A 12232-nucleotide genomic window follows, 5' to 3' on the forward strand; every position below is an offset into this window, starting at 1 on the left:
TGCGATTACCCCTTAGCGATCCACGTCAGCCATTACGACGTCAATTGTCGCTAAATAAATGATTAAGTCAGACATTAAGCTGCCGTTAATCACAGAAGGCATTTGCTGTAAGTGCGTGAAGGTTGGTGTACGGATACGTGTACGGTAACTCATCGTTGACTTGTCTGAAGTCAAGTAGTAGTTCGACGCACCTTTTACCACTTCCGCCATTACAGAGCTTTCGCCTGCTGGCATTACAGGACCCCATGACACGCTCAAGAAGTGCGTAATCAATGTTTCGATGTCTTGTAAAGTTTTATCTTTTGGTGGTGGAACAGCCAATGGATGGTCTGCTTTGTATGCACCAGAAGGCATGTTGTCTAAACATTGTTTGATGATTTTCAGTGATTCTTCAATTTCACGGAAGTGAACAAGAACACGTGCATAAGCATCGCCTTCGTACTCTAAAGGCACATCGAAGTCGTAGTTTTCGTAGCCGCTATAAGGACGGTATTTACGAACGTCGAAATCAATACCTGTAGCACGTAGACCTGTACCTGTTACACCCCAAGCCAATGCTGATTTTGCATCATACTGAGCAACATTACGGGTACGACCGATAAACACTGAGTTTTTCAGTGCCGCAGTGTAGTACTCGTTCATACGCTTCGGCATCCAATCTAGGATTTCGCGAATGAGGTGCTGCCAGTTGTTTGGCAAGTCGTGCGCTGTACCACCGATACGGAACCATGCTGGGTGCATACGGTAACCCGTGATCGCTTCGATCGCGTCATAGATTTTTTGACGGTCAGCGAACATATAGAATACTGGGGTCATACCGCCGGCATCCTGAATCGCAGTACCAATGAACAATAAGTGGTTATTGATACGGAACAATTCAGACATCATGACACGGATACATTGTGCACGATCAGGAACCGTAATCCCTGCCATTTGCTCTACGCCAAGAACGTAAGGCATGTTTTGCGCACAACCACCTAAGTAGTCAACACGGTCTGTATACGGAATGAATGAGTGCCATGTTTGACGCTCAGCCATTTTTTCCACACCACGGTGGTGATAGCCAATGTCAGGTACACAGTCTTTCACTTCTTCACCGTCCAACTGCAAGATCACACGGAAGGCACCGTGCGCAGATGGATGGTTAGGACCCAAGTTTAGGAACATGAAGTCTTCATCATCGTTCCCACGCTTCATACCCCAATCTTCAGGTACGAAACGAAGATGTTCTTGTTCGTAATCCTGTTTCGCTTGGTTTTGGCGATAAGGCGTGTATTCAGTCGCACGCGCAGAATATTCTTTACGTAACGGGTGACCTTCCCAATATGTTGGCAACAAGATACGACGGAGCATTGGATGCCCTTCGAAGTTGATACCGAACATGTCGTAAGCTTCACGTTCGTACCAGTTGGCATTAGGCCAAATATTCGTTGCCGTTGGAATGTTTACATCATTCTCAGCTAATGCAACCTTGATACGAATATCACTGTTACGCTCTAACGATAACAAGTGATAGAACACAGTGAAGTCAGATGCAGGCAGACCATCGCGGTGTGTACGTAAACGCTCATCAACCGCAGACAAGTCAAACAGCATCACGTATGGACGTGACACCGTACGCAAGAACATTAAAACTTCTTGTACACGTGCGCGCTCAACCCAGACTGTTGGAAAGTCTTCAAAAGTCGTTTGCACGTAGAAGTTCTCACCAAATTTGGTTTTGAGCTCTTCTACAATTGCAAATGCAGGGCGGGAATCAACTGGAGTTGATTCTGGCATAGCAATGTCAGTTTCAGCCATTGGCTTGGCTTCCTATTTAATACAAATTCAGTCAATCAAAACGACAATTACACCCAGTCCGGGTGTATCAATATTTCGTCGCAGTGATTATTTAATTTCATCCATTGAGCGTAAGTTTTTCACTGCAATACGCTGTGCGTTCTTACGGTCACGTTCTGGCATCATCTTTGGCTTATACACTGGCTTAAGATCATCACCAATCACGGCCGATAAAGGACGGCGCTCAAGTTGAATCTGGTCTTGCAATAACATCAATGCCTGAATTAAAGCTTCAGGACGTGGTGGGCAACCCGGGATATACACATCGACAGGGATGATTTTATCCACACCTTGTACAACTGAATAAATGTCGTACATACCACCAGAGTTTGCACATGCGCCCATTGAGATTACCCATTTAGGCTCAAGCATTTGCTCGTACAAACGTTGAATTACAGGCGCCATTTTCATGAAGCATGTACCTGCAACAATCATCAAGTCAGCCTGACGTGGTGAAGCACGAATAACCTCGGCACCGAAACGTGACAAGTCATGCACGCCTGTTAAAGTCGTTGCATACTCTACGTAGCAGCAAGATGTACCAAAGTTGAACGGCCAAACTGAGTTTTTACGACCCCAGTTTACTGCTGTATGTGCAACATCCTCTAAACGAGTCATGAACACATTTTTATTCACTTCTTCTTCAAGCGGATCGGTAACGATTTGACGCTCTTGAAGTGGATATTGATCAGCATCCGGATTCGCACGGGTTAATGTATATTTCATCCCGTCTTACTCCTTGTCAGATGATGCAGTCGGTGACTTAGATTTCACACGACCAGATGATTGCGCTGGAATTTGACCTGTAGGGTCCATAACCAACTCTTCAATAGAGTTAAAGCGTGTGATTTCTGCGATGTCCATATTTGGTGAACCAATTTTCAACGCTTTACCTGCAGCTTTACGCTTATCAGAAGGCGCCCAATCTAATGCACCTACTTTTACCGCGTAAATTAAAGCAATCAATAAATCGACCACAAAAATAACCACGGTTGTAAAACCAAACCAGCCTGCTTCACGAACAGAAGTAGACCATGCATAAAGATAAAGTGCTTCGATATCAAACACGACGAAGAAAATTGCAACTAAATAGAATTTCGCAGACAAGCGAATACGTGCACCACCAGCACCTACTACACCTGACTCAAACTGCTCTTGCTTAGCACGACCCCATGATTTACCCCCAAGGAGTAAAGGGACGGTCAGCATAAAGACGCAAAGGAATGTAACGCCGATCACGAAGGCAATAATTGCCCAATCGTATGGAGTAATGGCACTCATGCGGGGATAACTCCTGGCAGGCCTATTTATTAACAAAGAATGTATGTATTGGCCTTCAAATACACCAAACACAAAATTAATCCCGCCAATTGTACCTGATTGAGGAGGCTTCTTGCTAGCTTATCGGTATTCGTCTTTAGGATGATTTTTTAATCATTTCAGCATTTAAATTGGGTTTACTCCCTTAAAATTAGGATTAATCGCTTAATTAGATTAGATTGCATTTTTTTATTAATTATTACATTTATGTGATTTTATCAGAAAATTATGACTGTTCAGTTTCATCAACAAACCCTTCATTTCTCAGCATACACAGCAAATTTGCCGCATTTTTATCAACTGTGTCATTTATTAAATAAATACTCCCCCACCTCAACTTTGTTGTTTCTTTATTCACTTCTTTTGCTTTTGATCTTTTCTTCAAATGAAAAGCCAGCTGTATTGGTTCTATGTAAAAAGACATTTTTTTAGCTTCTTGTGGCTTTTTTGCAATTCTTTGACACGACCTATAAAGAGTGTGATATTTGTAGTTAAAACACAAAAAGCAATCACAACGGAGAGACAATAATGACTTTAGAATTTACGCATAAACCTGATTATTTTCTATCTGCGCAATTGGTGATTCACCATATTAAAAACTACTTAGATAAGCACCCTGATGCTCAAAATGCCATTTTTGATTTACGTGATATCTATGAATTATTACGTCAAGATTTAGCTTCTGCAACCACCAACCTTAACGGGATTATGAATATTGCAGATGAATATAAACTTGAAACCCTAAACGGCGACCAAAAACTCATTAGCAATTATTCTATCGATGCAAAAAACAACTCTTTACTCATCGATTTCAATACAGATGCCCTTTCTGCTCTGAAAAATGGCAAACCCATTATTGAACCTGATGCAACGATTACCGAATAAGTAAAAACCTGATATAAAAAAGCCATTCAAATTGAATGGCTTTTTTATATGTATCATTCGCTAAATGCAGCTGAGCTAGATTTCTTAGCTCGCTTAGCTGTCATTGGCACTAAGCTCTTTACCATCTAGCTTCGGCTTATTCTTCTTAAAACGTGTCGCAGGCCATGTCATGGTAAAACGCGCCCCACCCAATGTTGGACTTCCATCAATACCAACTGTTCCACCAAACCAATAAGCAATACGGCTAACAATCGATAAACCTAAACCATAGCCCCCTGAAGCACGGGTACGACTATCATCTAAGCGTGCAAAGGCATCAAAAATACGCTTACGATCTTCTTCTGGAATGCCGGGGCCATCATCTTCAACACAGATATAGGCCATGCCTTCATCATTCACACCACCACTGATCAGCACTTTATCATCACAATAACGCACTGCATTACCCACCAAGTTTTGTACAACGCGATGTAAATAGCGACGCTCGGTTTCCACAATCACCCCAATCGGTGGTGCTTGCAATTCCAAGGTTTTCCCTGTCTTTAAGGCTTCGGTTTCAATCAAGACCTGATCTAAAACTTCAAACAAGCTGACATCTTCAAACTCTAAAGATGGCATGCCCTGTTCGAGCTTGGCATAAGTCATGATCTCATCAATCAAGGTATTGAGAGCTTCGATATCTTTGTCGATTTGTTCAACTTGCTGCTGACGGTAGTCGTAGTCGTCTTCATCCGCCATCATTTCTACACCAAAGCGAATCCGCGCCACAGGTGTTCGCAGTTCATGCGATACCGCGCGCATCAACTCACGCTGTGCTTCAATTAAACGTTCAATATGATCTGACATTGAGTTATAGCTCGATGCCAAGGTACCAAATTCATCGGTACTTTCGACAGGCAGACGTACAGATAAGTCCCCGCCCTTCATTTTATTTAACGCATAATTTACAGCACGCAGCTTACGTTGCATCGGCACCAATAGACCATAAACACCCAAGCTCAAGACAAACAAGCTCAGTAGCGTAATACCGGCTGCCAACTGAAAAGGCATCCAATTGAATAGCGGTACCGGCCCCATAACCAAGACTTCTGAAGTTGAGCTTGGAATTGGCGATACGATCGAAATGGTCGTGCCGCGTTCCGTCGCACTGTCACGATACAAAATAATACTGTGATCTAAACGTAGCCGGCCGATTTGCTCAGAATCTAAAGGCAAACTCTGAACATTTTGAATTGAAATTGGATATGAAAAATGATGCTGAATTTTTTCAAGATATTGTTTTTCTTGACCTGGGTAATAAACCAAATAATCCAGTATAAAGACAGGCAACGCCTTCATTTGGCGTTCTGAAATATTATCAGCTTTTATATACAGTAGATGTGCAGGATCATCTTTTAAACCAATAATAATATAAGCTGCTGTGGTTTGTGCGTCCCAACGCACTACAGCTTTACGCTCTTCTATACGTTTTGTTTCCGCTCGGGTTAAATCAACCTGATTAGCTTTTACATAATAAATAGGCAACTCAAGTAGATCAGATGCATCTGACACCCAATCTGACTTTTGTTGTTCATTTGGCTGACGTGCAATACCTTCACTTATAATGAAAGCCAAACCGTCAGTAAGCGATTCACGATATTCTTGCGCGCGCTGGTAGTTAATGATTTGCACCAGCAAATAGCCAAATGTAGCGACTAAAAAGACTAAAATCAGTAGCCCCGCATAAACGCGCAAAAATATACTGTGTTTAAACACGTAAAAGTGTCCTACTTTGCCAAACTAAGGGACGGTATTTTACATTAAATGCCGTTGGTTTCTTTTACGAATAAATAACCTTTACTACGTACGGTCTTAATGCGTTTCGGGTTTTCTGGATCATCGCCAATTTTTGGACGAATTCGCGAGATACGCACGTCAATTGAACGATCTTGACCATCGTATTCAATACCACGCAGACGCTCAAAAATATCTTCACGAGAAAGAATGCGACCTGCATTAGATGCCAACAACCATAAAAGGTCATATTCTGCACTGGTAAAGTCAACCAACTCATTATTGAGTGTGACAGAACGACCACCATTATCAATTACAAGATCATCAAATTCGATGCGCTGTGCAACCTCATCTTCTGGTGCTTTGTCTGTACGACGTAATAATGCACGAATACGCGCAAGTAAAACGCGAGGTTGAACAGGTTTTGCAACATAGTCATCTGCACCCATTTCTAGACCCAACACTTGGTCCATGTCTTCGGTACGTGCAGTCAACATTAAAATTGGTTGATGGTAGTGTGGACGAACTTCACGACAAATGGTTAAACCATCGGCACCCGGAAGCATCACGTCGAGTAATACCATATCTGGTTGTTCAGCGATAATACGGCGAATCGCACGATTACCGTCTGGTTCTACCCCAACTTCAAGTCCGTTACGGATTAAGTATTCTTGAGTTAAACGAGCAAGACGCTCATCGTCTTCAACAATTAAAATTTTAGGTAACTTTTCTTCTTGGCTCATTGATTGCCCCTTATTTGATTGGGCGTATCCTATTTGAAATCCGATAGATACGCTTAAACATAGTTTGCAATATACACACGTTTACATTGTAAACAAGATGGCATTCACCAAACTGATACATCAATATCGTATTTTGTAATAAATTTTAACCTGCTACATTTTTGCAGCCGTATTTACCAATCATTTCCATGCCCTATTGCTCACAATACCAACAATTATAAATTTGGATACATTTTCATCGAATAAAAACTGACTGATTAATTCACAACTTTTTAGGCTTTCTGAAGTTATCCACAATGTTATCTATAAGCACTCTTTTTCGAGTTTGCTATGCTATGCCCTTGTCGGATAAGGCATATATAACAAAGATAAAAAATAGGGATTTTTTGAGATGGATTTCTGCCAGAAATGTTCAAAGCATTTAGTAAAATGTCAATATTGATATACCCTGAATTTTCCCGTATCTTGTGTTCAATAAATTTTTAAACCACTAGGTCTTGTGTTTAAACCTCAAACACTGTGGCATAAAAATTGCCCAGTTCAAACGGTCCTAACATAAAAATAGATGACAAATGGAGCTATGCTAGCATGAGCGTAACGAATTCAACCCCTGGTCAAATTCAGGTGATTAAACGCACCGGTGACGTTGCACCTTTTGATGCAGAAAAAATCTCTGTGGCGATTGGTAAAGCGTTCTTGGCCGTTGAAGGCCAGCAAAGCGCTGACTCCAGTCGTATTCATGACCGTATCTCTCAATTAACTGAGATGGTACTGAATACCTTTAACCGTCGTTTACCTTCTGGCGGTACCATTCATATTGAAGAAATTCAGGATCAGGTTGAACTTGCGCTTATGCGTACAGGTGAGCAAAAAGTTGCTCGCTCTTACGTGATTTACCGCGAACAACGTGCTGAAGCTCGTAAACAAACTGGTGCTCACCACCACCCTACTTTACAAGTGACGGGTTCAAACGGTCAGCTTAAACCGCTTGATCTTGGCGCGCTTGAGGCAAATATTGTCAAAGCAGCTGAAGGTTTAGAAGGCATCGATGTTCAAGCGATTATCGATGAGACTGTGAAAAACCTATATAACGGCGTAAAAGAGTCAGACATCTCAACGACCATGATGATGGCTACTCGTACACGTATCGAACAAGAGCCAAACTATACATACGTGACTGCGCGTTTATTGCGTAACGACCTTGTTGCTACAGGGTTAGAGTTCTTAGGTTTAGATACTGACACGAACGAAGGCGACGCTTTAGAAACTTTCTTGAAGAAAGGTATCGAACTTGATCTTCTTTCTCCAGAACTTCTTAACTTTGACCTTGCAAAATTGGCTGCTGCGATTCAACCAGAACGCTCAAACCAATTTACTTATTTAGGTCTACAAACCTTATTTGACCGTTACTTCATCCACTCAGATGGCGTACGTTTCGAATTACCACAATTATTCTTCATGCGTGTTTCAATGGGTCTTTCATTGAACGAAGACAACCGTGAAGCACGTGCAATCGAATTCTATAACTTATTGTCTAGCTTCGATTACATGGCGTCTACGCCTACTCTATTTAACTCGGGTACTTTACGTCCACAGTTATCTAGCTGTTACTTAACAACGATTTCAGATGACCTTTACAACATTTATGGCGCAATGCGTGATAACGCAATGTTGTCTAAATGGGCGGGTGGTTTAGGTAATGACTGGACGCCAGTTCGTGCGCTTAACTCGTACATCAAAGGTACAAATGGTAAGTCACAAGGTGTTGTACCGTTCCTTAAAGTTGCCAACGATACTGCCGTTGCAGTCAACCAGGGTGGTAAACGTAAAGGTGCAGTATGTGCATACCTTGAAACATGGCACTTGGACATCGAAGAATTCCTAGAGCTTCGTAAGAACACAGGTGATGACCGTCGTCGTACCCATGACATGAACACAGCGAACTGGGTTCCAGATTTGTTTATGCAACGTGTATTCGAAGATGCTGAATGGACTCTGTTCACACCATCTGAAACACCTGACTTGCATGACCTAACAGGTGCAGAATTTGCTGAACGCTATGCTTACTACGAAGGCATTGCGAAAGAAACCAACATGCTACATAAGAAAGTCCGTGCGAAAGACTTATGGCGCAAAATGTTGTCTATGTTGTTTGAAACTGGTCACCCTTGGATCACATTCAAAGACGTATGTAACTTACGTTCACCACAACAACACGTTGGTGTAGTTCACTCTTCTAACTTGTGTACAGAAATTACGCTGAACACTAACGAAGATGAAATCGCAGTATGTAACTTAGGTTCAATTAACCTTGTACAACACGTTCAAGGCGGTGTGTTAGATCGTGAAAAGCTTGCTCGTACAGTTAAAACTGCTGTTCGTATGCTCGACAACGTGATTGACATCAACTACTACGCTGTTCCTCAAGCTCGTAACTCGAACTTGAAACACCGTCCAGTGGGTATGGGTATCATGGGCTTCCAAGATGCTTTATACGAAATGAAATTGGCTTATGGTTCTGATGCTGCGGTTGAGTTCGCTGATGAATCTATGGAAGTGATTTCTTACTACGCGATTCAAACATCTAGCGACTTGGCACTTGAACGTGGTACTTACGAGACATTTAAAGGTTCACTTTGGGATCAAGGTATCTTGCCAATTGACTCTTTAGATATCGTACAAAAAGCACGTCCTGACCGTATGTTCGAAGTTGACCGTACAACACGTTTGGACTGGGATACTTTACGTACTAAAGTTCAAAAAGACGGTATGCGTAACTCAAACGTGATGGCGATTGCACCAACTGCAACCATTTCGAACATTTGTGGCGTATCACAGTCAATCGAACCAACATTCCAAAACCTGTATGTGAAATCTAACCTTTCTGGTGAATTCACAGTGATCAACCCGTACCTAGTGCGTGCGTTAAAAGATCGCGGTCTTTGGGATTCTGTAATGGTCAACGACCTGAAACACTTCGAAGGTTCGGTTCAAAAAATCGCACGTATTCCTGAAGAGCTTAAAGCAATCTTCGCGACTGCGTTCGAAGTTGAGCCACGTTGGATTGTTGATGCTGCATCACGTCGTCAAAAATGGATCGACCAAGCTCAGTCTCTTAACCTTTACATCTCTGGTGCAAACGGTAAGAAACTCGACATGACGTACAAAATGGCATGGTTACGTGGTCTAAAAACTACTTACTACCTACGTGCATTAGGTGCGACTTCTGCTGAGAAATCAACCATTAATACTGGTGCATTGAACGCGGTTAAGCCTGCTACTGTTGCAGCACCTGTAACTGCTGTTGCGAAAGAAGAACCTAAAGCTGAAGTTGCTGCTGAAGAAGAAGGTTTTGGTCAAGCAGCTCCAGTGCCAATGGCATGTTCAATTGACAACCCTGATTGTGAGGCTTGTCAGTAATCTGACAGGTTTTAAATCCTCCCCAACCCTCCTTTAATAAAGGAGGGAGATTCCTCGAAGCAAATGGCGGGATGCAAGTCCCCCCATTGCAAAAGGGGGATTTAGGGGGATTAAAAAATTGAAAGAAATTTTGTTTTGATTATTTCAATAGTCATAACACTCGAAGGCAAAGCACATCCTACAGCCAAACCTAAGAGATAAATTTTAGACATAAAAAAAGGGAATCTTCCTACAGATCCCCTTTCCAGTCTAAGAAGCGAGTTCTTCGACGTATTGCTTCGCAAAAAGCAGGTGAATGATCGCCTGATCTCGCAATATCGTCAAGGACTTTTAAGTAACAACTGTCCAACATATATGCGAGGTAAAGCAAAATGACAGTTTATTCTATAAGTTATGACTTAATGAAGTCTGGTCAAAAATATGATGATCTAATCAAAGAAATTAAAAGTTTCGCTGATTGTTGTCATGTTATGGATTCTTATTGGCTCATCAGTGCTGTTTTATCTGCTGAACAAGTAAGAGAAAGACTACGAAAGCATACTGATGACAACGATCTGATTTTTGTAATACAAGTGTCAAAAAACCATTCTGGATGGTTGAGACAAGAAACATGGAATTGGATAAATAAACATATTTAAATATGTTTATTTAACAAAAAGGAAACCTCAATGCCACATATGACGCATAACTATCAGTTAGGGCTTATTGCTTTGGTGGTTTCCTTTATTTTGACTTTTTATGTCCCGATCGCCTATTTCTGGTTTAAGGCATATAAATCGCGTAATCAAAATAAGTAGTGGGGATATTTGCTCTACCGAACACTTTTAGAGCAGTGATCGACAAAACTTAATTTTGCTTACACAAATTGAGCGTATAGTAGGACATCTCAGCGACGCTGGATGTCTATAAAAGATATAAAGCAACGAAGAGAGAACTGTTATGTCTATCCTAAGTTGGGACGATTTCGAAGATGATGAACCGAAACAAGCTGCACAAGCTCACCAGCCTGCGCCCGTCGAACCGCAAAAAACGACTGATTCGCAAGTGGTATCTAATGCACAGCACTCATCGCCGAATTTGGCAGCTGCACAACCCGCTCGAACCAGTACAAATCGACCAACAGATCCAACCGATCCGTTGGCAAGAGCATCTAACGCTCTAGAAAATCTAGACGTTGCACCTGGCTTAGAAGAGTTAGAAATGGGTGCTCAGCGTGTTCAAGTTGACGATAAAGCGATGATCAACTGCCGCGCTGACTTAAACCAACTTGTACCGTTCAAATACGAATGGGCTTGGCAAAAATATCTAGACGGTTGTGCAAACCACTGGATGCCGCAAGAAGTGAACATGAACCATGACATCGCACTTTGGAAGTCTGAAAATGGCTTAACCGAAGATGAGCGTACCATTGTTATGCGTTCTTTAGGTTTCTTCTCGACTGCGGATTCATTGGTTGCAAACAACTTGGTTCTTGCAATCTACCGTCACATTACCAACCCTGAATGCCGTCAGTACATCTTACGTCAATCATTTGAAGAAGCGATTCACACGCACGCTTACCAATACTGTATCGAATCTTTAGGTATGGACGAAGGCGAAGTCTTCAACATGTACCGTGAAATTCCTTCAGTGGCTCGTAAAGCAGCTTGGGGTCTGAAATATACACAATCTTTAAGTGATCCTACGTTCAAAACAGGTACACCTGAAAACGACCAAATCTTGCTTCGCAACTTGATCGCGTTCTACTGCGTACTTGAAGGTATCTTCTTCTACTGTGGTTTCAGCCAAATCTTGTCTATGGGTCGTCGTAACAAGATGAATGGTGTTGCTGAGCAATTCCAATACATCTTACGTGATGAATCTATGCACTTGAACTTTGGTATCGACATGATCAACCAAATCAAGATCGAAAACCCTCACCTATGGACTGCTGAGTTCCAAGAAGAAATCATTCAAATGATTCTTGAAGGTACAATGCTTGAAATCGAATATGCACGTGACACTATGCCACGCGGTGTATTGGGTATGAATGCAGGCATGATGGAAGAATACTTGAAGTTCATCTGTAACCGTCGTTTGAGCCAATTAGGCTTACCTGAACAATTTGCTGGTGTGAATAACCCATTCCAGTGGATGTCAGAAATGATGGACTTACGTAAAGAGAAGAACTTCTTTGAAACTCGCGTAACTGACTACCAAACTGGTGGAGCGTTAAGCTGGTAATAAATTTTTCAGCGAAATATCAAAAGCGG

At 41.9% G+C, this 12232-nt stretch carries 10 protein-coding genes; 4 read left to right on the forward strand and 6 right to left on the reverse strand.

Annotation, left to right across the window (positions count from 1 at the left end; all coding sequences use genetic code 11):
* Nucleotides 1-12 precede the first annotated feature (12 nt).
* The 4 genes from nuoC to FTU79_RS04130 form a co-directional block, all read right to left on the reverse strand.
* A complete protein-coding gene (gene nuoC, locus FTU79_RS04115; protein WP_078191104.1) occupies nucleotides 13-1800 on the reverse strand; it encodes an NADH-quinone oxidoreductase subunit C/D in 1788 nt (595 codons plus the stop codon).
* 87 nt (nucleotides 1801-1887) lie between these two features.
* Nucleotides 1888-2565, reverse strand: coding sequence for an NADH-quinone oxidoreductase subunit B family protein (locus FTU79_RS04120; protein ID WP_078191105.1), 678 nt, complete (start codon nucleotides 2563-2565; stop codon nucleotides 1888-1890).
* Nucleotides 2566-2571: 6 nt separating this feature from the next.
* Nucleotides 2572-3120, reverse strand: coding sequence for an NADH-quinone oxidoreductase subunit A (gene ndhC, locus FTU79_RS04125; protein WP_078191106.1), 549 nt, complete (start codon nucleotides 3118-3120; stop codon nucleotides 2572-2574).
* A gap of 265 nt (nucleotides 3121-3385) precedes the next feature.
* On the reverse strand, nucleotides 3386-3583 hold the full coding sequence (locus tag FTU79_RS04130; RefSeq protein WP_180048965.1) for a hypothetical protein: 198 nt from the start codon (nucleotides 3581-3583) through the stop codon (nucleotides 3386-3388).
* Between the two features lie 104 nt (nucleotides 3584-3687).
* Here FTU79_RS04130 and FTU79_RS04135 point away from each other — a divergent pair, with 104 nt between their 5' ends.
* Complete coding sequence (locus tag FTU79_RS04135; RefSeq protein ID WP_078191107.1) at nucleotides 3688-4044, forward strand: hypothetical protein; 357 nt, start codon at nucleotides 3688-3690, stop codon at nucleotides 4042-4044.
* Nucleotides 4045-4137: 93 nt separating this feature from the next.
* Here FTU79_RS04135 and bfmS read toward each other — a convergent pair whose 3' ends face one another.
* Together bfmS and bfmR are read right to left on the reverse strand one after the other, a co-directional pair.
* On the reverse strand, nucleotides 4138-5799 hold the full coding sequence (gene bfmS, locus FTU79_RS04140) for a sensor histidine kinase BfmS (protein ID WP_180048966.1): 1662 nt from the start codon (nucleotides 5797-5799) through the stop codon (nucleotides 4138-4140).
* Between the two features lie 44 nt (nucleotides 5800-5843).
* Complete coding sequence (gene bfmR, locus FTU79_RS04145) at nucleotides 5844-6560, reverse strand: response regulator transcription factor BfmR (protein ID WP_067764711.1); 717 nt, start codon at nucleotides 6558-6560, stop codon at nucleotides 5844-5846.
* A gap of 588 nt (nucleotides 6561-7148) precedes the next feature.
* On the opposite strand from bfmR, the gene FTU79_RS04150 reads away from it, so the two are divergent.
* From FTU79_RS04150 to FTU79_RS04160, 3 genes are all read left to right on the forward strand, one after another.
* Entirely contained in the window at nucleotides 7149-9980 is a 2832-nt protein-coding gene (locus tag FTU79_RS04150) for a ribonucleoside-diphosphate reductase subunit alpha (RefSeq protein ID WP_180048967.1), read from the forward strand.
* 371 nt (nucleotides 9981-10351) lie between these two features.
* A complete protein-coding gene (locus FTU79_RS04155; RefSeq protein WP_180048968.1) occupies nucleotides 10352-10618 on the forward strand; it encodes a hypothetical protein in 267 nt (88 codons plus the stop codon).
* A gap of 301 nt (nucleotides 10619-10919) precedes the next feature.
* A complete protein-coding gene (locus tag FTU79_RS04160) occupies nucleotides 10920-12203 on the forward strand; it encodes a ribonucleotide-diphosphate reductase subunit beta (protein WP_078191110.1) in 1284 nt (427 codons plus the stop codon).
* The last annotated feature ends 29 nt before the right edge of the window (nucleotides 12204-12232 follow it).

Source organism: Acinetobacter sp. YH12144, assembly GCF_013418345.1.
Taxonomy (GTDB): domain Bacteria; phylum Pseudomonadota; class Gammaproteobacteria; order Pseudomonadales; family Moraxellaceae; genus Acinetobacter; species Acinetobacter amyesii.

What these genes read in the sequence shown, in the direction of transcription:
- FTU79_RS04160 (WP_078191110.1), top strand. Translation starts at nt 10,920, where the DNA reads ATGTCTATCCTAAGTTGGGACGATTTCGAAGATGATGAACCGAAACAA.
- FTU79_RS04120 (WP_078191105.1), bottom strand. Translation starts at nt 2,565, where the DNA reads ATGAAATATACATTAACCCGTGCGAATCCGGATGCTGATCAATATCCA.
- FTU79_RS04130 (WP_180048965.1), bottom strand. Translation starts at nt 3,583, where the DNA reads ATGTCTTTTTACATAGAACCAATACAGCTGGCTTTTCATTTGAAGAAA.
- ndhC (WP_078191106.1), bottom strand. Translation starts at nt 3,120, where the DNA reads ATGAGTGCCATTACTCCATACGATTGGGCAATTATTGCCTTCGTGATC.
- FTU79_RS04155 (WP_180048968.1), top strand. Translation starts at nt 10,352, where the DNA reads ATGACAGTTTATTCTATAAGTTATGACTTAATGAAGTCTGGTCAAAAA.
- FTU79_RS04150 (WP_180048967.1), top strand. Translation starts at nt 7,149, where the DNA reads ATGAGCGTAACGAATTCAACCCCTGGTCAAATTCAGGTGATTAAACGC.
- FTU79_RS04135 (WP_078191107.1), top strand. Translation starts at nt 3,688, where the DNA reads ATGACTTTAGAATTTACGCATAAACCTGATTATTTTCTATCTGCGCAA.
- bfmR (WP_067764711.1), bottom strand. Translation starts at nt 6,560, where the DNA reads ATGAGCCAAGAAGAAAAGTTACCTAAAATTTTAATTGTTGAAGACGAT.
- nuoC (WP_078191104.1), bottom strand. Translation starts at nt 1,800, where the DNA reads ATGGCTGAAACTGACATTGCTATGCCAGAATCAACTCCAGTTGATTCC.